The organism is Endozoicomonas arenosclerae, from assembly GCF_001562015.1.
Lineage (GTDB): Bacteria > Pseudomonadota > Gammaproteobacteria > Pseudomonadales > Endozoicomonadaceae > Endozoicomonas_A > Endozoicomonas_A arenosclerae.
On sequence record NZ_LASA01000164.1, the window covers coordinates 1 to 23462 of the forward strand.

The 23462-nt window shown below is 49.0% G+C and carries 18 protein-coding genes and 1 tRNA gene; 6 read left to right on the top strand and 13 right to left on the bottom strand.

The genetic code is table 11. The features are described 5' to 3' along the window. Window positions 1-284 precede the first annotated feature (284 nt). Entirely contained in the window at window positions 285-1145 is an 861-nt protein-coding gene (locus WG89_RS24660; RefSeq protein ID WP_062270345.1) for a tetratricopeptide repeat protein, read from the bottom strand. A 698-nt stretch (window positions 1146-1843) separates the two neighbouring features. On the opposite strand from WG89_RS24660, the gene WG89_RS24670 reads away from it, so the two are divergent. Beyond that, window positions 1844-2161: a hypothetical protein gene (locus WG89_RS24670; RefSeq protein WP_062270347.1), complete on the top strand. Its 318-nt coding sequence runs from the start codon at window positions 1844-1846 to the stop codon at window positions 2159-2161. Between the two features lie 54 nt (window positions 2162-2215). On the opposite strand, the gene WG89_RS24675 is transcribed toward WG89_RS24670, so the two are convergent. The 3 genes from WG89_RS24675 to dapA form a co-directional block, all read right to left on the bottom strand. After that, window positions 2216-3319, bottom strand: a complete 1104-nt coding sequence (locus WG89_RS24675) for a phosphoribosylaminoimidazolesuccinocarboxamide synthase (protein ID WP_062270348.1) — start codon at window positions 3317-3319, stop codon at window positions 2216-2218. 141 nt (window positions 3320-3460) lie between these two features. Then, window positions 3461-4600: an outer membrane protein assembly factor BamC gene (gene bamC, locus WG89_RS24680; RefSeq protein WP_079254027.1), complete on the bottom strand. Its 1140-nt coding sequence runs from the start codon at window positions 4598-4600 to the stop codon at window positions 3461-3463. A 120-nt stretch (window positions 4601-4720) separates the two neighbouring features. Then, window positions 4721-5596 (bottom strand): 4-hydroxy-tetrahydrodipicolinate synthase, encoded by an 876-nt coding sequence (gene dapA, locus WG89_RS24685; protein ID WP_062270350.1) that lies wholly within the window; start codon window positions 5594-5596, stop codon window positions 4721-4723. A gap of 375 nt (window positions 5597-5971) precedes the next feature. On the opposite strand from dapA, the gene WG89_RS24695 reads away from it, so the two are divergent. Beyond that, complete coding sequence (locus WG89_RS24695; protein WP_062270352.1) at window positions 5972-6439, top strand: peroxiredoxin; 468 nt, start codon at window positions 5972-5974, stop codon at window positions 6437-6439. A gap of 111 nt (window positions 6440-6550) precedes the next feature. Beyond that, on the top strand, window positions 6551-10558 hold the full coding sequence (locus tag WG89_RS24700; RefSeq protein WP_062270353.1) for an inositol phosphate phosphatase SopB: 4008 nt from the start codon (window positions 6551-6553) through the stop codon (window positions 10556-10558). 152 nt (window positions 10559-10710) lie between these two features. On the opposite strand, the gene WG89_RS24705 is transcribed toward WG89_RS24700, so the two are convergent. Both WG89_RS24705 and WG89_RS24710 read right to left on the bottom strand, forming a co-directional pair. Next, a complete protein-coding gene (locus WG89_RS24705; protein ID WP_062270354.1) occupies window positions 10711-11778 on the bottom strand; it encodes an AI-2E family transporter in 1068 nt (355 codons plus the stop codon). Window positions 11779-11857: 79 nt separating this feature from the next. After that, window positions 11858-12088, bottom strand: coding sequence for a sulfurtransferase TusA family protein (locus WG89_RS24710; protein WP_062270355.1), 231 nt, complete (start codon window positions 12086-12088; stop codon window positions 11858-11860). A 311-nt stretch (window positions 12089-12399) separates the two neighbouring features. Between WG89_RS24710 and WG89_RS24715 the strand changes: the two genes are divergently transcribed. Further along, window positions 12400-13851 carry a M48 family metalloprotease gene (locus WG89_RS24715; protein WP_062270356.1) on the top strand — a complete coding sequence of 484 codons (1452 nt, stop codon included), beginning with the start codon at window positions 12400-12402 and terminating at the stop codon, window positions 13849-13851. Window positions 13852-13885: 34 nt separating this feature from the next. Here the strand turns inward: WG89_RS24715 and WG89_RS24720 are convergent, their stop codons facing one another. The 4 genes from WG89_RS24720 to WG89_RS24735 all read right to left on the bottom strand — a co-directional run bounded on the left by WG89_RS24720 (window position 13886) and on the right by WG89_RS24735 (window position 18131). Beyond that, window positions 13886-14992, bottom strand: a complete 1107-nt coding sequence (locus WG89_RS24720; protein ID WP_062270363.1) for a DSD1 family PLP-dependent enzyme — start codon at window positions 14990-14992, stop codon at window positions 13886-13888. A 136-nt stretch (window positions 14993-15128) separates the two neighbouring features. After that, window positions 15129-16583 carry a coniferyl aldehyde dehydrogenase gene (locus tag WG89_RS24725; protein ID WP_062270357.1) on the bottom strand — a complete coding sequence of 485 codons (1455 nt, stop codon included), beginning with the start codon at window positions 16581-16583 and terminating at the stop codon, window positions 15129-15131. A gap of 311 nt (window positions 16584-16894) precedes the next feature. Further along, window positions 16895-17941 (bottom strand): quinolinate synthase NadA, encoded by a 1047-nt coding sequence (gene nadA, locus WG89_RS24730; RefSeq protein ID WP_062270358.1) that lies wholly within the window; start codon window positions 17939-17941, stop codon window positions 16895-16897. Between the two features lie 114 nt (window positions 17942-18055). Then, window positions 18056-18131 (bottom strand) — tRNA-Lys (locus WG89_RS24735). Between the two features lie 295 nt (window positions 18132-18426). On the opposite strand from WG89_RS24735, the gene WG89_RS24740 reads away from it, so the two are divergent. Beyond that, window positions 18427-19893, top strand: a complete 1467-nt coding sequence (locus WG89_RS24740; RefSeq protein ID WP_062270359.1) for a M81 family metallopeptidase — start codon at window positions 18427-18429, stop codon at window positions 19891-19893. Between the two features lie 139 nt (window positions 19894-20032). Next, on the top strand, window positions 20033-21397 hold the full coding sequence (locus WG89_RS24745; RefSeq protein WP_062270360.1) for an esterase-like activity of phytase family protein: 1365 nt from the start codon (window positions 20033-20035) through the stop codon (window positions 21395-21397). Between the two features lie 58 nt (window positions 21398-21455). Here the strand turns inward: WG89_RS24745 and queC are convergent, their stop codons facing one another. From queC to WG89_RS29675, 3 genes are all read right to left on the bottom strand, one after another. Further along, window positions 21456-22133 (bottom strand): 7-cyano-7-deazaguanine synthase QueC, encoded by a 678-nt coding sequence (gene queC, locus WG89_RS24750; RefSeq protein WP_062270361.1) that lies wholly within the window; start codon window positions 22131-22133, stop codon window positions 21456-21458. 235 nt (window positions 22134-22368) lie between these two features. Next, window positions 22369-23019, bottom strand: coding sequence for a 7-carboxy-7-deazaguanine synthase QueE (queE, locus tag WG89_RS24755; RefSeq protein WP_062270362.1), 651 nt, complete (start codon window positions 23017-23019; stop codon window positions 22369-22371). 256 nt (window positions 23020-23275) lie between these two features. Next, on the bottom strand, window positions 23276-23462 hold a 187-nt coding region (locus tag WG89_RS29675; protein WP_172806680.1), incomplete at its 5' end, for a transposase.

The window sequence follows — 23462 nt, forward strand, 5'->3', positions numbered from 1 at the left end:
GCTTTGGTAGCCGTGATGCGCAAGCTGATACGTATAGCATTCAGCGTATGGCGTAGCCAAAAGACATTCGATATGGCTCAATATCATTCCCCCATTATGCAAAAAGCTATGCTGTCTGATTAAAGACCTAAGGCTCTTGCAGTGGAGAGTTTCTCACCGATGAGGCTCTAATTTCTTATGTAATTACTAAAAGCAGGTTGACAAGAAACATAGAGCCTCAGCCCGAACGGGTTTTGAGAGGACTTCAACAAGGAAGTTAATTTCAGACAAGCCCCAAGCCGGGTTTAGTGCATCAGCCCGAACAACTTGCCACGATAGCGCTTGGCCAGTGGATTACCCGCCCCCAGCTGATCAAAGACTTTCAGCATTAACAGCCTTGCACCGTCCTCCCTGAATTCACGATCCCTTCTGACAATCAACAGAAGGTTTTCCAGTGCCTGCTCATTTTCGTCGGCTATGACCTGACGAATCGCTAACTGATAGCGAGCCTCATGATCATTTTCATCGTCGTGAAGACGGGCCTGGAGCTCAGCCACCTGTGGTGCTTCAGCCACCATCTCATAGAAAGCCAGTTTGGCTTTGGGCTGGGCAATACCGGCAGTGTCTGCAGGCAAAGCAGCTATCAGGGTTTTTGCGTCATCAATGCGCCCGACTTCCAACAGGAGATTAACCTGCAGAACCTGTAAAGCATGATTCTCTGGCTCTTCCTGCAGAATCTGTTGCAGCAACATCAAAGCCTGTTCGTGCTGACCCTGCTCAATTAACTGATCCACCTGCAGCTTGATACGTTCTACAGGGCTCATTGTCAGCTGATCAAGTACCTCTCTTAGCGCAGCTTCTGTCTGCAAACCTGAAAGCACCTGCACAGGTTGACCCTGATGGAAAAAGACCAGTGTGGGTACACTGCGCACACCCAGCTGAGCCATCAGCTGTTGACCCAGCTGCTGATCAGCATCCAGCTTGGCTAACAGAAACTTGCCCTGGTAGTTTTCCACCAGGCTGGCCAGAATGGGCAGCTGGCTCTTGCAGGGTTCGCACCACTCGGCCCAGATATCCAGCAATACCGGTCGCTGTGCCGACTGTTCGATTAACACTTCACGGACATTTTCTTCAGTCAGATCAACAATATTGGGCAATTCGTTCATGCTCAGACTCTCTAGCCGACTCGTCAGGAGTACAGCATCCTTTAATAAAAAGTTGTAATAAACGGCTTTGGAGGCAGATCGTATTACTTCTTCAGAAGCTTTACTGAAATCTTACCCACAGAATCTGTGGATAACTTTGTGGAAGAACCTGTCGAATCATTCAGAAAGACCGATTCTTACTGCACCCTACACAAATTGATCATTTTTTGATCAATTATTTTTCTTTTGTTTTCAGTAACTTACAGCTCATCCTTATAAAATCAATCACTTAGAAAAGCTGCATTTTTTTGACGTCAAGGGCTTGACATTTGTGCATAAAAAACAGATGACGTAAGTCTCACGCAAGCTCTTTACATAAAAAAGAGGGAAAACCCGCGCCACACCGCGCATTCTTGCTAATAACCAATAGTTATTAAACGACCAGCCCCCGTCAAAGCCATCCAGATGCATCGAGAGAACCCAAAGGGTCATTTTCAAAGACATCCAGCCTGATACTGAGTACATGTTACCATGTTTCCGAGAGCGGCAGGTGATAACGCGTATGACCTTGCGAACAGGTACACACTAGAACACGAAAACAAGACAATTGTGTTGCAGCCAGTAAACCCTGCCGAGAAATTTCCATCTAAGCTAGTTCATTGTGCAGCTGTGGCCAGCCCAGAGCTATTCCCCTTTTCTCATAGCCTCATGTCAAAGCAATGAAAACACTCACCATAGTCCTTCCTGCCTCCATCATTTTTGGCGCCCTGATTATTGGCTATAGCATTGAGAGGCACCGACAGGCAGAACTCTGTTCCACTATCACTGCAACCTACCCAAAACTACTGGAAGCGGTGGTCATTGGTCACCAGGCTCTGGATCAGATTGAAGCACAGGCCAGTGAAGAGGAGCAGAAAATGTTCCCGAAGAAGATTAAAACTGCTGCCCACTATGGCGCAGCCCTGGAAAAGGCCTTTGGAGTATCCTGCTTTAATTACGTTTCGGAAGAAGAGTATCTAAGGCGCAAAGGGCCTTGAAGAATAATTGAAAGCCGGAACTGCTGTGAATCCCGGCCCAGAGTCAGCCATGGATTAATCAATCAATCCATACTGCTCTTTGAGAATGGCAACGATCTCAGCCTTCGGATTGTCAGAAAGCGCTATCGGCTCTCCAGTGATCCTCTCAGCGATATCCAGATAAGTTTTGGATACATTCATCATGATCGACTGGGGCAACTCATTGTTTTCTGCCAGGGCCAGCCTTTCATCCATTCTGTCTTTATTGAGCAAAATATCCGGATCAGGAAAATGGCTCAATAATGTCTGACGAAAACCTTCCTTCGAGTTCTCAACCACCTTCCCTTCTCTATAGGCAGGACCGTCCCAGATTCGGGAAGAATCCGGGGTGCCTACCTCATCCATATAAATGAGTTTGTCCTGACCCTGGGCATCAGTGACATAACCAAATTCAAACTTGGTATCCACAAAGACCTGATCAAGCTCACTCAGAGCTTTAGAGATCACATCAAAGCCTTCTTTCAGCAGAGTTTCATAACGATCAATGTCATCAGCCTGACGGAAGTTAAAAGCCTCATAGTGAGCTTCCAGATCCGTACGAGTGATATTCACGTCATCGACTTCCGGAACCCCGGGAATCCCCTTGAGAATGCCTTTAGTAGAAGGAGTGATCAGCAGATCGGGCAACTTCTGATCTTTCTGCAAACCGTCGGACAACTGGATGCCACAGAACTCGCGCTCACCCTTGCTGTAAGCTCGCCACATTGAACCGGTAATGTATTGACGACAGATCGCCTCAATCATCACGGGACGGGCTTTCTGGACAATCCAGACAAAAGGATGAGGGATATCGAGAATATGGCTGTCTGCCAGACCATTCTCCTTGAACAGTCTGAACCAGTGATTGGAAATAGCATTCAGAGCGGCCCCTTTTCCGGGCACACCTCTCATACCACCCTCGCCTTTCCAGATGCAATCAAAGGCACTCATACGATCGGAGATCACCATGATCGCCAGAGGAGTATCCTCGGCCACATCATAGCCTTTTTCCCTGATCAGGCGGCGACTGTCCGCCTCTGTCAGCCAGTATACGGAGCGAACCTTGCCGGAATGCACGGGAAGCTCGGTACGAATCGGCAGGTCATTATTAACAGCCAGTACTTTATCAGCAAAACTCATTGCCAATACCTGTTCTCATTTATCAAAGGTGGAAGATCAAACGGGCACTGCCAGGCAGTGCACTGACGGTCGTGTTGCCTTACGAGCCGTCAAAGAAAAAAAGCCAGTCATGGAGACTGGCTTTTTGAGTGAGGTTAAAACCTATTTAAGGTTTTCCTTCACAAGGTTTAGCAGTTTGCGACTGATGTCGGCAGGCGCTGAGGTATTGGCATCTTTCTCCACCGATACCCTGACAACACCATTGAGTTCTGTCACTCTCATTAACAGTACATCTTTAGGTGTTTCTTTCTCGTCGTCACCACCAAACCAGCCACTGAACCAACCGCTGGACTCTTCCTCTTTCTTGACCACACCTTTGGGGTCAACCTGCAGATAGAAGATACCTGCGGAACGGTTCTTGTCGGTTACATCCACTCCGGCTTGCTGCAATGCTGCATCCACGGCCGACCAGCTGCGAGCGAAGGACAATTGATCCAGTCTCAGCAGCGGATTACCGGCACCGTCCTGCTCCAGAACAGCAAGGTTACCGAGATTCAGATCCTGAGCCAGATAAGAAACGGATTTCTCACTGTCGTCACGAACCAGGAACAACAGCAGCTCATTCAAAATACTGTCGTCCATTTTCTGACTGCGTTCGGTCAGATTATTCCAGTCAGGCTCACCCGGTTGCTGCCCTTCTTCCAGAATGGCTCGAGACTTGATTTTCAGATGCACTTCGGAAGAAGCAGGTGCGACACCCTGACGAACCTCAAACTGGAAACGATCTTCCACAGGACCCGTTACTTCAGCGCCAAAGAGTTTACTGAACGCACGGGATACGTAACCTTTTTCAGGATCTTTACCCAGGTCTGTCCATTCGGTTTCCAGAATGCCCTGTTTTACGTTCTGAGTCTTTACCGGAATGTCATTCTCTTCCAGGAAAGCCTGCAGCTTGGGCCAGACCTCACTGGGGGAACGATCCACCAACAGCCACTCTTCTTCCCCTGCCCGTTCGATCGTGTAAGACTCGCCCTGTTTCTGGCTCAGTCTCTGGTCAGGTCTGGGCACTGCAAAGTCAGACTCCAGACCGGTATGGTCAGAAGAAATAGGAGGAATGGACAGGGAATCCACCATGGGTTCCGTATTCATCTGTTCAGGAATTTCCAGCGGTTTAGTCACCCTTGCCTGAGTGTAATCTCCGGACTTGTCCCGGAAATAACCCTCCTTGCCGAATGGATTGGCACAACCTGCCAGTGCCAGAGCACAGGCCATAACCGGCAAGGTTTTCATCGCTCGCGACATACGATCTCCATTCTGAAAAGCTCCATAACAATCTCCCCGGACAAGCAGCCTGTAATCCTGAGACTCAGTCTATCCGGGAACGGGTACCTGCTGCTAATCAACAACCTGTACCACCAGTAATTAAATCAGTTCAGCCTGTTTCAGGGCTTCACGCAGTACTGGGTGATAGCCCTCAGACAAAGGCGTCAGCGGCAGGCGGATACCTTCGCCAATCAAGCCCATTTCGGCCAATCCCCATTTCACAGGAATCGGGTTCGCCTCAACAAACAGCTTCTGATGCAGTGCGTCCAGTTTAGCGTTAATTGTCTCGGCTGTAGCACGATCTCCATTCAGAGCCGCTACACACATCTCATGCATGGCACGAGGCGCCAGATTGTTGGTAACAGAAATAACACCGTTAGCGCCCTGCAGCATCAGCTCCATTCCAGTGGCATCGTCACCGGAATAGATAGCAAAGTCGCTGCCACACAGCTCACGAATCCGGGTACCACGCTCCAGAATGCCTGTGGCTTCCTTTATACCCACGATATTCTCATGACCACAAAGACGGGCCACTGTTTCTGGCAACATATCCACCGCAGTTCGACCGGGCACATTATAGAGAATCTGGGGAATGGCCACAGCGTCCGCTATGGTTTTGAAGTGCAGATACAGACCTTCCTGAGTTGGTTTGTTGTAATAAGGCGTCACCAACAGGCAGGCATCTGCGCCCAGGGTTTTCGCCTCTGCTGTCAGAAGAACAGCTTCCTGGGTAGAGTTACCACCGGTTCCGGCTATAACGGGAACCCGGTCATTTACCTGTTCTACCACCCGTTTAATCACTTCACAGTGCTCCTGCACTGTTAATGTGGCAGATTCTCCGGTAGTACCCACTGCCACGATGCCATCGGTGCCTTCCTTTATATGGAATTCAACCAGTTTCTGAAGACGCTCCCAGTCCAGCTCTCCGTCATCCTGCATCGGGGTCACGAGCGCTACAAGGCTACCGGTAATCATCTATCCACTCCAAGAGGTCAGTCAAAAGCTGTGCGTAATGTTACTGACGCACACAGGCATTAACAAGGGCAGCGTTGACATTCTGCCCAACTCAGTCCAGCTTTATATACCATTGCCGGTAATTCGCACCAGGAGCCTGCTGGACTCAAGACAGATTCGGCCTGAAATCCAGAAAGAGCGAGTCAGCTTAAGTCCAGCAGACTCCCGGCTACAGATTCAGATAGCTTGAAACACAATCATCAAGCCAATGAAAATCATTTATTCAGGCATTAAAATGCTCAATATGAGCCCTGAACCCATAACATTTGTCTAAGTAAAGACAACCATTTATCTAAGACAGCCGTTTACCAAGACAACAGTATCGAAGGACGAACAATGAGTTTTACCCTAGGCCAACCCGTTACGGAATTCACTGCCCAGGCAACCAATAATACTACAGTCACACTGTCCGAACTGAAAGGCAAGAAAGTCGTCATCTATTTCTACCCCAAAGACAACACTCCGGGCTGCACCAGTGAAGGCCAGACTTTCCGTGACCTGTACGCCGAATTCCAGGAGGCTGATACACTGATTTTCGGGGTTTCCCGTGACAGCATGAAATCCCATGACAACTTCAGGACCAAGCATGAATTTCCCTTCGAACTGATCTCCGATCCCGATGAAGAACTCTGCAAACTGTTTGATGTGATCAAGCTGAAGAACATGTATGGCAAGGAGTACATGGGTATTGAGCGCAGCACCTTCCTCATCGACCGTGAAGGCATTCTGCAGCACGAATGGCGCAAAGTCCGGATAAAAAACCATGTAGAAGATGTTCTCCAGGCTGCCCAGGCACTGGGTTAATCCATCTTTTCGGGCCATCTGATCTGATGGCCCCGCTCTACCCCACAGTTTTCCCCCTGCTGGCCGCTAAAGCCTATGAAGCCAGATTTAGCGATAGCAGAGGAAAAAAGCATGCAACCTGGAGCTTCCCCCGTATCACCGGAACAACTCTCCCTGAAAAGTGTGGTTGATTACTGCAACAGTTGTACCCTGGGTGGAAGGTACATTGGTAAGGATGCATCAGGGAAGCTGTTATCCACCGGGATTTTTTTTGGCTGGTCCGTTTCCATTCCCCAGGAGACAGAAGCCTTTCTCAAAGAGTTTGAAGCCACCGCTTCCCGGTATCAACAGATCAACAGCCTGCTGAACCCCGTCAAAGCCATTGACCAACGTCGAGTGCACGTCCTTGCACCCGCTGAAAGATGCACGGTTAACAGAGCACTTGAAGTGTCCAAAGGCTTGCTGGCCAGCCAGGCTGGCGCTTTGCATGAAGCTGAAACAGCGCTGGTCAATTATCTTGCTAAAAAAAGCGTATCAGAGGGTAAGGAAGGCATAAAAGAGACCACCAAACTGGTATCTCACCTCTGGACCACAGTTTTACAAGCTGACTTCAAACCCGAATCCCGGGATGCTTATCTGAGACAACTCAGAGTCATACTGTCCTCGGCCCAGAAATATAATGGTATTGATTCTGCGAGTGAATACGCTCTCGCAATCAATCATTTGGAATCCCACTACCATCAATTAATGGTTGAAAACGCTCACGAAGACTTCTCGAAGGCGGGTGCAGAGCTGACCCGCGAGCAAATTCAACAACTCCCTAAAGCGCCTGTAGGATTTTACAAGAGTGATCTGACTCGTGCAGAAATAGCGTTAACCTCTTATCTAACAGAAAAAGACAACCCCGATCTGGACCAGACAAAACTGGATGCACTGACCGCCGAGTTCTCAAAACAGCTTGAAGATGCCAMACTTGGAGCTCAGGAACGCACCGAATACCTGACCCATGTCAGAGCCATCTTTTCAGATGCCAGTAAGGCCAACTTCAACAACTCTCTGGTCGACTATCTTCAAGTCACTACCAAGCTTCGAGACATCCACGAAGGACCGGAAGCCCAAATTTACGAACGCCCCAGAACACCCACTCTCAGCCCAACAGCATCGCCCACTTTTGAATTCCCGGATCCTCTGGAAGATGTCTCTGTTGAAGCCACACTGACCTCTCTGTCAACATTAAAGCCCAGAGAACTTCCTTCTGAAGAAACGCTCAAACTGTTGGACCCCCGGGATCTTGATACTCTCCGCAAAAGTCACTTGGAAGTGGAAAGGCTCTCAATCATTGAAACAGAGGACGATGAGCTCGAAGCCATAGTCATTGGTGAAGACGCCCCTCTGGAAGAAGCCAGCTTAAAGCCCTCCGCACCCACTCCTGAAGAACCGGTTGAAGATGATCAGGAATGGGGGGAGTTTGTCTCAGGAACAGTTTCTACAGCACCGAAAACTACTCCCCCTCCTTTATCCAGTTCTGATTCCGACTCTGAAGTAGAAAATGGTTTCACAGTACTGGAAAAAGAACCCAAGCCTACTTATCTAAACTCGGTTATTGCCGCTCTGGTTCCCGGACGAGTGGAAAGGGATATTGACGCAGACTCAACCGATACCGACGCCAGTTATGATGAATTCCTGGAAGATATGAACTGGAGCGACTGGCAGGAGCTGGACGAAGCCGACAGACAGGACTTCCATCGACTCAGAGCTAACACCATCACAGACGTAGAACAACTTCGTCCAGCCAGAGCCATGGAGCTCGATGTCACCCAGGCCCCCTTGCCTCAGGATGTAAAAATTGCTTCACCCTTAACACCCGAACAAAAGCAACAAGCCAGAACCCACTGGAAAGAATCCTTCAGCGAACTGTATGGGTTCGAAATGGATGCACTGCCTGCCCACGAACAACGGGAACTGGACATTGCCCTTTATCATGCCTCAGTTCAAGCCGGCCGTCCCGCGACCAAGGAAGAACTGAAAAGTGCACTGCGTAATCACAAGAGCCTGGTTGAACATTATCTGCCTGGCAGCATCCCGGCACTGAGAACCTTTTTCCGAGACTACTTCCCTACCGCTCAGCTGGAAGAAAAACTGGATGGAATTCAGGAAAAATTAAATCTCGATTACGAACAAATGAGCCGACTCAAATACGTTGTGGGCTTTATGACAAAACAGGTAGTACCCGCACTGTGCGAATCACCTTACGATGCCCAGAGAAATCCTGTTGAGCAGCTGGAACGGCTTGAGGAGCTGCTTAAACATATAGAAGATCCTCTGGAGGGCCTGATCACACAGATGCAGGAAGGTGTGATTGGCCAGCTTGATCACCCGGCCAGCGAATTAGTGATTGCACTCTCTCTGCAGGACCTCATCAAGGTTAAAGACAGTCTGAGCCAGAAAAAAGCGGCCCTTGAGATCCTGATTGAAAACGACTTCAGTCATGACAAGAACCTCCAGCAAGGTAATGTTCGACTCTTCCGGGCTGCCCTCCATGCTGCAGAAGAAAAGCTCAAACGCACCGAAGAGAAACTGGCCAAAACCAGTCGCTTCAACCTTATAAAACGTCATACCCGGGGACAGAAAGTCACAGCTTTGAGAACTCTGAAAGCCAGCCTTGAAAGAAGAATGAAAGAAGAGGAAGAGCGGCAGGTTGAACCAGTCATAGTCAAAAACATTGTCGGTCAACTGCATAAAACCAAAAAGGTGCTTTTAAAACAGCTGGAAGCAGCCCGAATTGATAAAGGCAACTTTAACCACTCATTGGAACATACACTGAATCACAACCCATGGCAGCCTATTCACAAGGAATACGTCATGGCTCATAACGGTGTCTACTATTCCTACAAGATCGATACCACCCCCTCTGGCGCCGTGAGCTGGTCATTGGAACCGGACGAAAACGGCCATCACCTGAAGCTCGATGGATCTGGAAAAGATGTATTTGATCTTGAACACGGAGGCCGTTCTTCCATGTCTCCCAAAGAAAAAGAGCACGCCATCAACAGCTGGATTGTTCGTATGACCGATGGTGCAGGCCGACCTGTCATGCGAAAAATTCGCACAGGTGTGCCTGTTTCCTTCCCCATGTTTGCAGCCCAGGCCGCTGAACAGGATATTTTTAATGTTACCGTTACCCGGATGCGTGAAACAATCGGTTTAATGGTCCTGGAAGCTATGGGCGATAAGCCGGAGTTTAAGGAAGCAGTAGAAAACGGAACCCCTATCGACTTTACTGCCATGCATACCAGCCTGCTGAGCCCAGACAGAGTACGTGCCATTGCAAACGAGAAAGCAAAAACTCTAAGCCCGAAGCTTCAAAAATTGGTAGCCAGCAAACTGGATGACGAAATGGTCATGCACAGATTCATCCAGAGAGCTATCGACGAACTCAGCAATAATGGACCGACCGCCATTGAATTTACCGACGGTGCTGGAGAAAAGCAGGCAGTCAAGGTCAATTACACCGGCGTTCTCTTCTCCTGCCCGGTTAACAAGATGGGTCAGGAAGATGTCTACAAAGTCTGGGAACAGGCAGACCCCATCAATGAAAAAGCCTCGGTGGATATGTTTGGCGGCATGGACCCTTCCCAGCCTATTGGTGGCCGGGTAGATGACTTTCTAAGAACAACGGACAAGGGCGAGGAGTTCAAAAACCTGATGATTCACTGTACACGTCAGGTTCAATATATTCTGCACAACAAGCTGCATCATGAAGATCAGGATATGGCCCTATTACTGGCGGGCTTGCTCAATGTCATTGGTCAACATGCAGCCGATGGTTACCATGACTTCTGTAAGAGTGGTAAGGATCGTACCGGCTATGTAAACCAGTTCTGCATTGAGCTGGCAGCATTGATGGATACTCTGGGCAATGGCGAAGTTCCACCTCTGGATCTTCCGACTTCGATCTTCAAGCGCTTTAGCGCGCAGTCTTCTTTAGCCACCAGTGGACAGCTTGAAATCATTGGCCAATGCCTGGGTGAACTCGGTGCCAAGATTGACCAGGGCCCAGCCAGACACGGAAACAACTACCACCGTGTCCACTTTGATTCGAAAGCCAATGCTCCACTTGTAGGCACGGTAGACGCCTGACTAATTGCTCCATTGAAACAGTTGCGGCCTTCTTCTTGAGCCAGGCGTAATACCCTATACCGTTCACACTGAGCCTGTCGAAGTGCATCACCAGCGTCCATCGACAAGCTCAGGATGAACGGAGTATATATGAGCATTAACGCTTGGCGGCACTAACCCGCCGTTTCGACATCATGCACACTGGGCCAGGCATTCATTACAGCCTTCAGCAGTGTCGCCAACGGGATAGCAAAGAAGATTCCCCAGAAGCCCCAGATACCTCCAAACACCAGAACCGCAACAATAATGGCGACCGGGTGCAGGTTGACTGCTTCAGAAAACAGCAAAGGTACCAGAACATTGCCGTCCAGCGCCTGGATAATGCCGTAGACAATCATCAGCATCATAAAGTCCTGACCCACACCCCATTGAAACAGTCCGATCATGGCAATAGGAATGGTGACAACGGTAGCGCCGATATATGGCACTACTACTGAAAAGCCCACCAATACCGACAAGAGTACGGCATAGTTCAGCCCCAACCAGGCAAAAGCCACAAAACTCACACCGCCTACAATCAGGATCTCAATGGCTTTACCCCGGATATAGTTGGCGATCTGGTCATTCATTTCGTCGGCCACCTGAATAATCAGTCGGCGTCGTGTAGGCAGACGCGTCCCGATCCAGCCCAGCAATTCTCTTTTATCCTTGAGAAAAAAGAACACAAGGATAGGCACCAGAATCAGGTAGACCAGAATGCCCACTGCACCGGGCAATTTGGAAATAGAGAAAGACAGCGCCCACTGACCAAACTCAGCCAGATGCATATTAATGGTATTGCCAATAGCTGCCGTCTGGGATTCAGAAATAAAGGCCGGATAGTGCTCGGGCAATTCTTTGAGAATCACCTGCCCATGCTTGACCATATTGGGCAGTTCATTCAGCAACCCGGTAACCTGCTGCCAGATCAGCGGAATCAGCAGGAAAATAGAGGCCAGAAGGACGGCCATAAAGATGGTGAAGATTATAGTGACCGCCAGCATATGGGGGACTCCCCATTTCTCCAGCGTGTTCACCACCCCCTGCATCAAAAAAGCCAGTACCAGGGCCGCTAATGCCGGCGCCAGCATATTCCCCATAAAGATGATGACCAGGAATCCGGTCACCAGCATCAACAGCAGCACCAGGGCTTCATGATCCGACAGGTACCGGTTCAGCCACCCCCTGATGATATCCAGCATGCTTTCTTCCTTTTAAATGAGTGAGCATTGTTCACTACTAATCTATATCAGCTTCTCATGACGGCTTTTCAGCTCATGGCTATTTATGCTCAAGGGTGAAGATAAACACCCCGGAGGTTTCATCGCTTGCCAGCATCCTGTGTCCGCTGATGCGGGCAAAGCTGGCAAAGTCCCGAACCGATCCAGGATCAGTAGCCTGAACCCTGAGCACCTCGCCCGGCTTCATTTTATTCAGAGCCTGCTTCGCCTTCAGTAAGGGCAACGGACAATTCATCCCTTTCAGATCCAGTTCGACATCCACTTCTATCATGATGAAACCAATTCTCCCTCAGGAAAGCTGAAAATCAGCTGTACAGGAACCCTGCTGCCAATGTTATGCTGAACCACTCACTCCCCATCCGACAACCACTGAAAGATTCTGGTGCAAATGTCGGTGACGTGTAAAATGGAGTGATGGCTGTTTTTTCCACCACCCGGGGATACCAGTCATGATAAGCGCATTTATGACCTGATCGAATAAGTAAGGAGGTCGTAAAATGCGTTTCTTTTTATCATGGCTGTTTGAGCCAGCACCCTTATGACGATACAGTGTACCGCAGATTATATGAGTATGGATATTCTATGAAGCAACCGGGTTTCCTGATGGCAGCCCTGCTAAGCACCTGGCTCGGAACTTCTTCCGCAGTTGTAAGCGCGGCCCCAATTGAACTGCCCAGTCTGGGGGACACTACCTCCGGCATAGTCTCACCTCAACAGGAGTATGAGCTGGGTCAGACCTATCTGAAATACTTGCGCAGCAGAACACCCACCGTAAGTGATCCCGAGGTCAAGGAATACCTGGAACGACTGATCTATCGTCTGGCGGAATACAGCGAAATAAAAGATCACCGCCTGAACACTCTGGTCATAGACAGCGCCAATCTCAATGCCTTTGCAGCACCCGGCGGTATTATCGGGGTGAACTCAGGACTGTTCTTTAACGCTGACACCGAAGCCCAGTTCGCAGCAGTATTGGCACACGAACTGGCTCACCTCAGTCAGCGCCACTATGCCCGAAATGTTGAAGATGCCAAGAATAAAAGTCTGCCCACAGCTGCAGCCATTCTTGCTTCCGTCATTCTGATGGCAACCGCCGGTGGTGATGCCGGTGCCGCAGCCCTTTCTACGACAGTGGCCGGCATTCAGAGCAGTCGTTTGCGCTTCAGCAGACAGTTTGAGCGAGAAGCGGATAACATCGGAATTCAGACACTGGCCAAAGCCGGCTTTGATCCCCAGGCCATGCCTGAGATCTTTGAGAACATGAATAAATCGAGCCGCTACCAGAGCCGCCCCCCTGAATTCCTGCTCACTCACCCGGTCACCGACAACCGTATTTCAGACTCCCGGGCCAGGGCTGCACAATTACCTTCAAACGGCTCACAGGGCAGTCTCGATTATCAACTGACCCGCATGAGATTGTTCGTCCTCAGCGCCGAAGATCCTGCAAAATATGCCCGCCAGTTGAAGAAAGAGTTGGAGTCTGGACACACCAGCTCTGAAGACATCACACGCTACGGACTGGCACTGGCCAGCCTGGAAGCAAGGGATTACAAAACCTCTGAAAGTGAACTGAGCACACTGCTGAAAAAGCACCCCAGAAACCTTCATCTGATCATGGCTCAGGCGAGGCTGGAATCCGCTACCGGCAAAACAGATGAAGCCTTAAAACGATTGGATGCAGCACTATCCATTCACCTGAACAATTATCCCCTGATAGCCACCAAAGCCGATATCCTGATTCAGGACAAACGCTTCAAGGAAGCCCGGGATTTGCTGTTGAATTTAAGCCGCAGTCGTCCGGACGATCCGGATATCTGGTATGAACTGGCGGAAGTCCAGGGTCAGGCTGATGACATTCTGGGACTTCACCAGGCAAGAGCGGAATACTTCTTTTTAACCGGCAATCTCGATGATGCTATCAGACACCTGCAGTTTGCCCGCAAGATGGTGGGGGACAATTATGCCCTGAGAGCCAAGATTGATAAGAAGCTGAACGATATTTTCAAATACCGTCAGAAGCTGGAAAACAGCTGATTGGACAAGGCCGCTGTAAAGGCGGCCAAGTTTCTCAGTCACTCCTACCTCTTCCCATGATTTCCCAGCTATCCACAACAACGCCCTCCCTGACCCCATAAAGACGACTAAAGTTGTTTAGCGTAGTATCACAATGACTGGGAGTAAGAGTCAGTTTTTGCCCGATATAAAAAGGCTCATTACCCTTGGGCAGATGCAGTATCCCATGCTCGTCTCCTCCAGATTGATAAATAACATCCGGATGACAATCAATAACCGGCATTCCGGAATCGATAGACAAGGCTTTCATACCTGCATCCAGAACTGCTCTATCCGATTTGGGATGACTGATCACCGTGGAAATCACTTTCAGTGCAGACTGGAACTCATCATTCACCGAATCTCCCTCAGCATTACCAATCGCAACGTAGGACGCATCCATAAAGAGATAAGAGCCAGATTGTATCTCGGTATAACCCAGTCCAGCGTATGCCCTGAAAGTACCGGTCCCTCCCCCGCTGACCACTTTCGGAGCCAAACCTCTAGGCTCCAGCTCGGCCACGATGTATTCAAAAACATTTTTAACTGCATCGTAGGCCTGACTTTTCCTGGCTGCAAACCCCTTCACATGCTGCAAATGACCGCTGTATGCCTGAATACCTTCATAGCTCACACTTTCAGTACGGTTGATAGCTTCAATCAAACTCAATAACTCAGGGCCCGCTTCCACACCACAGCGTTGCTGACCACTTTCCACTTCAATGAGAAGACTGACCGTAACACCGGCTGCTTTTGCCTGCCTGGCAATACCCTGGACCTGCTGAACATGATCTATCACTTGAATAAAGCGTCCATCCGGGTATTTCTGATAAAGCCCGACCAACCTTTCATATTTTTGTTGTCCAGCTATTGGCGTGGTGATCAGAATATCTCTCTGCCCCCCATCAGCCATCACTTCAGCTTCTCCCAGTTTGGCCGTACAAATACCCTGGGCGCCCAGCTCTATTTGTTTCCGGGCAAATTCTGGAATTTTATGAGCCTTGGTGTGAGGCCTCAGCGCATAACCCAGAGCATCAGCCAATGCCTGCATTTTCTTCAGGTTGGCTTCCATTTTATCCAGGTCGACGATCAGCGCCGGCGTGTCCAACTGCTCCAGCAACATTTCAGATTCCTGTTCATTTGTTTTATCAGATCGCGTGATAGTAGCAGAAGTTTTGAGCAGAATGAGAACAATCAGGAATGGTGGGATGAAGGGCTCTGCCGGCTCCACTGCTGCGAAGCCGGCATCGAAAAAGCACTTACTTTTTGATCATACCGGCCAGAGTCTTATCTGCTTTCTCACCATAAGGAGGCAGCATACCGCCCAGAGCCTGCAGATTGATCTTGGTCTGGGTAAAGACTGAACGGGCATGACTGAATGTCTTGAAGCCTTCAGGGCCATGATAATTACCCATACCACTGTGGCCAACACCACCAAATGGCAAGTCTTCACAGCTGACGTGAGCCATGACATCGTTGATGCAGACACCACCTGAAGTTGTGTTATCGAGCACCTTACGCACTTCCGGACCTTTCTTGGGTCCAAAGTAGTACAGCGCCAGAGGTCTGGGATTGGCGTTGATGTAATCAATGCACTCATCCAGCTTTTTATAGCTCTTCACGCAGAGCAGTGGACCAAAGAGTTCATCCTGGCTCACCTTCATGTCAGTGGAAGGATCGACAATCAGGGTTAAAGGGATTTTATGAACACCCTGCTGCTGAGAAAAGTCTTCATTACCCGGGTTAATTTCCCTTACATCGCCGCCTTTATCTTTAGCATCCTGAATATACCCCTGAAGGCGCTGATAGTGGCGCTCATTGATGACAGAGCAGTAATCCGGATTGCTCAGCATAGTCGGGAACATTTCTGCCACAATACTGAAGGCATGAGCCAGAAACTCTTCACGCAGGTCTTCAGGAACAAAGACATAGTCAGGAGAAAGGCAGACCTGACCAACATTGAGTGTCTTACCCGCGAAAATACGACGAGCGGCTTCTTTCAGATCAGCTTCTCTGGAAATAATGACCGGAGACTTACCCCCCAACTCCAACGTTACAGGTGTCAGATTCTCAGAGGCTGAGCGCATAACATGACGGGCAATGGAAGTAGCACCGGTGAAAATCAGATGATCCAGTGGCAGGCCGGAAAAAGCAGCACCCACTTCAGGACCACCCAGGAAGCCAGCACACTCTTCTTCCTTGTAATATTTCTTGATAAGACTGTGCATCAGTGCCGAAGTCTCGGGAGTCACTTCCGAATATTTGATCAGAGCCCTGTTTCCTGCGGCAAAGATGCCAGCCAAAGGAGACACTACAGTATGAATAGGGAAGTTCCAGGTACCCAGAATACCAATCACCCCTTTAGGCTGATACTCAATACGAGCGCGGGCACCGAAGATATTCATGGGAACAGGAGCCTTTCTTTTCTCCGGTTTCATCCATGATTTCAGGGATTTTTTGGTGTGTTTCAGGGATTCAAGTGTGGAATAGATATCCGACATTAAGGTCTGATGGCTGGATCGATGACCGAAGTCCTTACTCAGGGCTACAACCATTTCATCTTTATGATCATGAACCAGGTCAATCAATCGATTCAGGCGATCAATTCGGACTTCTGCTGAAACCGGACCTTCTTCCAGGTAGGCCGCCTTCTGACGATCCAGAACAGCCTGCATATCAGCAGTACTGACATCAATCTTCTCTTGTACGGTCATTTCTCCACCCTCTTTATTATTGTTTTTGAAACACCGGCGCCAATGACGTCAGCATTTCAGAAACTGCTGATGGCCTGATTCAACATCAACAGCCTCTCGGGTTTACTGTCGTAAGGTTATCCTTAAACCCAACGTCAAGAATCGTCCGAAATAATGACACACTCGTGTAAAATTAGAAAGGGTTTATAAAAACTTTTCAAGCGACTGACTTACAAGCAAATACAGAGGTCACTGCCAGTGAAACCTTCACTGTCTCCACACATAAAAAACCCGGGAAACAAAGCCCGGGTTTTTCATTAGATCAGAGAGAATCAGGAGGAGAGTGACGCCGTAAAATTCAGCATTCGATCCAGAGGAATCAGGGATTTGACTCTAAGCTCATCATCCACGTTGACCACATTCAATTCGCCGGGCTTTTCAAGACACTGAACCAGAGCTTCCAGTGAATTCATTGCCATCCAGGGGCAGTGCGCACAACTCTTGCAGGTCGCACTTTCGCCTGCGGTCGGAGCTTCAACAAAAGACTTGTCAGGGGAGGCCTGCTGCATTTTGTAGAAAATGCCGCGATCTGTTGCCACGATAAAAGTGGAGTTTGGCATTTCCTGGGAAGCCTTGAGCAACTGACTGGTAGAACCTACAACATCGGCCACCTGTACAACGGAATCCGGAGATTCAGGGTGCACCAGCACAGCGGCATCAGGATAGACTCTCTTGAGGTCTTCAATTCCCTTGGCCTTAAACTCTTCGTGAACAATACAGCTGCTGTCCCAGAGCAACATGTCGGCTCCGGTATTTTTCTGGATATAGCTGCCAAGATACTTATCCGGTCCCCAGATAATTTTTTTATCCTGGTCCATCAAGTGCTCAACAATGTCCACAGCACAACTGGAAGTCACTACCCAGTCAGCCCGGGCTTTTACTGCTGCCGAGGTATTGGCATAGACGACAACTTCACGATCCGGATGCTGATCACAGAATGCCGAGAAATCATCCACCGGACAACCAATATCCAGAGAGCACTCAGCTTCCAGTGTCGGCATGAGCACACGTTTTTCAGGGCTGAGAATTTTAGAGGTTTCCCCCATAAAACGAACACCGGCCACCACCAGGGTATCGGCTTTATGGTCTCGACCAAAGCGGGCCATTTCCAGAGAGTCGGCTACATAGCCTCCGGTCTCTTCAGCCAGGGCCTGCACAACAGGGTCGGTGTAATAATGAGCCACAAGAACTGCATTTTCCTGCTCCAGAAGCTCACGCACTTTCTGCTTCAGTGCTTGTTCTTTAGATTCATCCAGACCCTGAACGGAAGCGCCGCTGAGGTGGTCCTGAACAAATGCTCTATCACTAAGTACACTCATAAAAATCGGTCTGACAGTCTCTTAAAGACACATTTGGGCAAATTGCGCCGATTTTAACACACTTGAAACGTTGAGGCAGCTGGATAAAAGAGAGAAGAAGAAAAGGAAGGAAATTGGTGGGTCGTGTAGGATTCGAACCTACGACCAATTGGTTAAAAGCCAACTGCTCTACCAACTGAGCTAACGACCCGACGCGGCGTCATAATACTCAGCCCGATAAATCTTGCAAGTTTTTTCTGCACTCAGTTAAATGCCAAGGATTTGTCTCGAAATAACTTCCCTATTTACAGAGGAATTCCGTTCACCCTGAACCTTTCGAAGAGCGGCAGTATTGAACTTCGACAGGCTCAGCCCGAATGGGTTTTTAGAGAATTTCAGCATGAAAGTTAATTTCAGACAAATCCTGAGTGAATAGAAAATATTGTCGCTGTTTTTTCTCCAGAACCTGGTCTATCTATTGTTTCATCCAGTCTGGAATTTCTGTTATGCGCGCTTTGATAGCCATGCTCAAGCATGAAACCAATTCTTTCTCCCCTTTGGTCACCGACCTGAATCGGTTTGCAGAGTGGACTTTGCTTTATAACGAACATATTCCCGAAAAGCTGGCCGGAACAAACACCGCAATTGGCGGGTACATAAAGCTACTGGACGAACTCAAGATTCAACAGATAACCCCTGTTGCTGCAGAAGCCATGCCTTCAGGCCCCATTGACGATGAAACCTTCTGGCAGCTTAAAGAGAAAATCATTAACCAGCTGGCCGGGGCTGAAGCCTGCTTTCTGGACCTTCACGGCGCCATGATCACCCAAAGCAATCTGGATGCCGAGGGGCTTTTACTGAAAGAAATACGACAGCAATACCCTGACCTCCCTATTGCAGTCAGTCTTGATTTCCACGCCAATGTCAGCCAGAAAATGGTTGAGCTGGCAGATGTTATTTGCGGCTATCACACCTATCCACATACCGACATGAAAGAAACAGGCCTGCGAGCGGGCCGGTTATTGATGGATCAGGTGAGTGGCAAGACCAATCCAGTGATGAAGCTGGGTCAAATTCCCGTTCTCCCTCACACGCTCAGGCAAGGTACTGATGACGAACCTTTTAAAAGCCTTATGAAGCTCTGCCGATCCAGAGAGCAATTGGACAGGGTCCTTGATATCAGTCTGTTCGGCGGATTCCCGCTTTCAGACACCCCGGACACAGGCCCTTCCGTGGTCATCATTACCAACAATGACCCTGAACTGGCAGAGAAAGTGTGTGATGAAATCGTAGAAGCGGCCTGGCAGTGCCGAAAAGAGATGATCTACAGCCCTGTATCCAGCGAAGAAATATTTAAAAAAGCAGCAGGCCTCAAACAAACCACATTATTACTGGATCATTGTGACAACTGTGGTTCAGGGGGCACCCAGGATGTCATGACAGTAATTCGTGAAGTTATTCAGCACAATCTGAAGAATGTTGCTGTAGCGGCAGTCTGGGACCCTGCCGCTGTTCAGCTCATGCAGGTGGCAGGCATCGACCAGATCATCACCGTTGAGCTGGGTGGAAAAACCAATATGGAAGCCCTGGGTTTGAAGGGAGAGCCTCTCACCCTTACCGGAAGAGTGAAAACACTCACAAACGGGCGATGGACTCTGGGCGGCCCCATGTATGGCGGCATCAGCATTAACATGGGCCCCACCGCAGTGTTTGAATGCGGGGAGTTGGAGATTATTGTGACGTCTCATCATATAGAGCCCTGGGACAAAGGCATATTTATTGCCTGCGGCATCAACCCCGAACTCAAGCGTTATCTGCTATTAAAGAGCCGCATTCACCACAGAGAGAGTTTTGCCAGCATCACCCGCAATGAGCTACTGATCGACGGCATCGGGGTGACCAGCTCAAACTATAGCCAGTTTCCATTCCAAAACTTGAGAACCCCACTGTACCCATTCGACGAGATTGGATGAATAAGCCCCTATAAAACATAAAGATAAATTATTTTTATATACCTCCTCAGAACTGACCAGACAAATCCCCCTGAAACCTGCCGATTTTCGACTAGGATTAAGCCCATTACACTAATCCCGTTATAAGAAAGGTAGTCTCATGTCACTCAAAGGACTAAGGCCTCTCTCGCTCTTTGTAGCTTCCGCTTTGTTATCTTTCGAAGGAGCCAGTGCCGGCCAGAGCGGCGTTCAGTTTCTTGGCAGTAAAAAACTGGATTACAGTGAAGAGCAACCCATTCTCGGGATTTCTTCCATCCGTTATGACAAAACCCATAATCAATTCATCCTGCTCTCGGATGACACCGGAGCCGTTCCCAACTATTACAACAAAAACGGTCGGTCCCGTTACTATCTGGTTCCGGAAGAAACCCTGATTACCAGTAAAGGCGTGGTAAAAAACAATAAAACCTTCCTGGCGACATCGGGCAGCCTGATCAAAGAGGTGGACATTGAACCCAATGACACGGTTCACTGGACTCAAAATGGTCATATCGATACAGAAGGCTTCGATTTTCTGGGCGATGACGCCTTTCTCGTTGCCTCTGAGCAGAGCGCCACTTACCCGCTTAACTGGGTATCACCCTGGATTCGAATTCCTGGATGGAATATTCACAGTACCTTACTAAAAGTGGGCAGAGATGGCTCTCTGCTGGGTGCTTATCATTACCCCAAAGAATTCTCCAACACAGGCTGGCGTTTCGACTGGAAGATCCCGCACTGGGTTCCATTCATTTATGACATTGAATACAACTGGCACAGTGACGATCCGGACAGAAAAGGGGTCAAACGCAACCGGGGCTTTGAAACCGTTACCCATATTCCGGGCAGCCACGATTATCTGGCTATTACCGAGCAAAGCCTGCTTCAAGATGACCTGCACTGGGATCATTCCAAAGGCACTACGCCCAGTAGAGTATTACGCTTCTCCATGACCGAAGCCGCAAATATGGTTTCAGCCGTCGTAAAGCCGGACATTCAGTACCATTATCAGCCTACAGCGGTTCCGGGAGGGCTTTACGATCCCTTGAGAGATGTCATTGTACAAAGCATTAGCGATGCCCAGGCCATCAATGACCATCAATTCCTTGTCATCGAAAAAAATTACGTCAAAGCTGCCAATAGAAAAACCGTCAACTACTCGTACTCCGAGGTTTATCTGGTTGACCTTGATAACCCGCTCCCCCCTGCACCAGAGGACGACGGCAGCAACCTGAATGAAAATAACGGAGAGACAACATCACTGCCTGTACTCAGAAAGCAGCGCCTGCTAAGCACTCGTGATTTTGAAAAAACCTTTCCGGATTTCAAAAGAATCAATATTGAAGGGGTAACCCTGGGGCCTGATGGAGAAAATGGCAGCAAATTACTGGTTTTAGTCACTGACAATGGAGCCAACTCACCCAAACCAAGATCCACCGATGTGATCTTCTTCAAGGTACCGGCAAAACTGTTCAAGATGCAATAATCGAAAACGGCCACACAATTGTGTGGCCGATTCTTTTTTTCGAGTCACTTTTGTCAGATCAGGATTCAACGTAAGGCGTTGGGTCTGTTACACCAGCCTCTTCAAAACCTTTCTTGCGATACCGGCAGCTGTCACATACGCCGCACGCCCTACCCTGATCATCTGCCTGATAACAGGAAACCGTAATACCGTAGTCCACCCCAAGACGATCCCCCTCCTGAACAATTTCGGCCTTGGTCAGTTTAAGCAGCGGCGCCTGGATACGGAAATGGTCACCTTCCACACCTGCTTTGGTGGCCAGGTTGGCCATTTTTTCAAACGCTTCCAGGTACTCTGGACGACAATCGGGGTAGCCGGAATAATCAACATCATTGGCCCCGATAAAAATGTCCCTGGCTCCGAGTATTTCTGCCCAACCCAACGCCAGAGAGAGGAATACCGTGTTTCTGGCTGGCACATAAGTCACCGGGATACCCTCACCCAGATCTTCAGGCACATCAATATCGTCATCGGTCAGGGCTGAACCACCCAGATCGCGCAAATCCAGTTTAAGCGTTTTGTGATCCTTTGCTCCCAACGCCCTGGAGACACGAACGGAAGCCTCAAGCTCAGATCTGTGCCGCTGCCCATAATCAAAACTGACGGTATAGCACTCATACCCCTGGTCTCTGGCAATAGCCAGCACCGTGGTGGAATCCAGACCACCGGATAACAGAATGACTGCTTTCTTTGTCATGTTTTTTAATCCTGTTTATTGATCATAGAAATGCAGGCAAACCGGGATAACGATAACCTGCACTTTCGGCAATAGAGTTTTACTTGAAACTTGTCTGAAAACCCATTCGGGTTGCGCCTGTCGAAGCCCAATACCACCACCCTTCGACAAGCTCAAGGTGAACGGAATCCGGATATAAACCGGAAAGTTTTTCGAGACAAAGCCTTAACGTCGGATCAATGCTTCAATGGAAACGCTATACGCCCGACTTGTCGCCCCAGATGACCCGGTGTAACTGCACCTGAAACCTGACTTGCAACTTGTCTGCCAGAATCCAGTCGGCTAACTGATCGGGGGCTAATTGATCATTGACGGGCGAGAAAAGCACATCAGACACCCGATTCACAAGATTGTATTGCAACAGTTTACTGACAGACCACTCATAGTCTCCACGATCTGCAATCACAAATTTCACCTGATCGTTCGTGGTAAGGTGCTGAATATTTTCGTAGAGGTTTCTATGACTCTCACCGGAGGCAGGTGGCTTGAGATCAAGCACCTTTACCACTCGGGCGTCCACCTGAGAGACATCCATGGCACCGCTGGTTTCCAGTGATACTTCAAACCTCTTTTCAGATAACCGTTCTAGCAGAGGAAAACAGTTTGGTTGGCCCAGGGGCTCCCCACCGGTCACACAAACGTGTTTTGCACCATAGCCTTCCACCTGATCAATGATCTCATCCAGAGACATGCGAGTTCCGCCGTGAAAGGAGTACTCGGTGTCACACCAGGTGCACCGCAGAGGGCAGCCAGTCAAACGGACAAATACAGTGGGCAGGCCCGTGGTTCGGGACTCCCCCTGCAGGGAATGAAATATTTCAGTAATTCTGAGGGTATCAGCAGTCATTGAGCTCTCACCAGACGTTCAGGCCGGCAATACTAGGAGTCCACCCGACTTAAGTCAATTTAGGGTTGTGCGCAGGATTGCTGATTAGCCAATGCAGAGGATTTCGATAACAAGGATAAAAGAATGAGAGAAACGAATAAGCGAGGACAAAAGTACTAATTACAGGAAGATATAGCCCACCCTTTTCAGGTGGGCAGAAGACTCAATGAACTACCCCGCAGCAAGCTGCGGGGTATCCTCAGTGCAACTTGAGTGGTCAGTCCATAAACAGACTGATTTGGTTCGGACTTATTTCCTTCCGGTGTAGCTGCTTGTACTCCGCATTGCCTTGGTTTTTGACATAATTTGCAATTACATCTTCATTACCATGCTGGCCGACAGTATTCATAAAATATCCTGAACTCCAGAATGCTCCACCCCATAACTTTTGCTTAACTTCAGGG

Excerpts from the sequence above, each read along its gene's own strand:
- WG89_RS24660 (WP_062270345.1), bottom strand. The coding sequence starts at position 1,145 with ATGAACGAATTGCCCAATATTGTTGATCTGACTGAAGAAAATGTCCGT.
- WG89_RS24670 (WP_062270347.1), top strand. The coding sequence starts at position 1,844 with ATGAAAACACTCACCATAGTCCTTCCTGCCTCCATCATTTTTGGCGCC.
- WG89_RS24675 (WP_062270348.1), bottom strand. The coding sequence starts at position 3,319 with ATGAGTTTTGCTGATAAAGTACTGGCTGTTAATAATGACCTGCCGATT.
- bamC (WP_079254027.1), bottom strand. The coding sequence starts at position 4,600 with ATGTCGCGAGCGATGAAAACCTTGCCGGTTATGGCCTGTGCTCTGGCA.
- dapA (WP_062270350.1), bottom strand. The coding sequence starts at position 5,596 with ATGATTACCGGTAGCCTTGTAGCGCTCGTGACCCCGATGCAGGATGAC.
- WG89_RS24695 (WP_062270352.1), top strand. The coding sequence starts at position 5,972 with ATGAGTTTTACCCTAGGCCAACCCGTTACGGAATTCACTGCCCAGGCA.
- WG89_RS24705 (WP_062270354.1), bottom strand. The coding sequence starts at position 11,778 with ATGCTGGATATCATCAGGGGGTGGCTGAACCGGTACCTGTCGGATCAT.
- WG89_RS24710 (WP_062270355.1), bottom strand. The coding sequence starts at position 12,088 with ATGATAGAAGTGGATGTCGAACTGGATCTGAAAGGGATGAATTGTCCG.
- WG89_RS24715 (WP_062270356.1), top strand. The coding sequence starts at position 12,400 with ATGAAGCAACCGGGTTTCCTGATGGCAGCCCTGCTAAGCACCTGGCTC.
- WG89_RS24720 (WP_062270363.1), bottom strand. The coding sequence starts at position 14,992 with ATGTTGCTGGAGCAGTTGGACACGCCGGCGCTGATCGTCGACCTGGAT.
- WG89_RS24725 (WP_062270357.1), bottom strand. The coding sequence starts at position 16,583 with ATGACCGTACAAGAGAAGATTGATGTCAGTACTGCTGATATGCAGGCT.
- nadA (WP_062270358.1), bottom strand. The coding sequence starts at position 17,941 with ATGAGTGTACTTAGTGATAGAGCATTTGTTCAGGACCACCTCAGCGGC.
- WG89_RS24740 (WP_062270359.1), top strand. The coding sequence starts at position 18,427 with ATGCGCGCTTTGATAGCCATGCTCAAGCATGAAACCAATTCTTTCTCC.
- WG89_RS24745 (WP_062270360.1), top strand. The coding sequence starts at position 20,033 with ATGTCACTCAAAGGACTAAGGCCTCTCTCGCTCTTTGTAGCTTCCGCT.
- queC (WP_062270361.1), bottom strand. The coding sequence starts at position 22,133 with ATGACAAAGAAAGCAGTCATTCTGTTATCCGGTGGTCTGGATTCCACC.
- queE (WP_062270362.1), bottom strand. The coding sequence starts at position 23,019 with ATGACTGCTGATACCCTCAGAATTACTGAAATATTTCATTCCCTGCAG.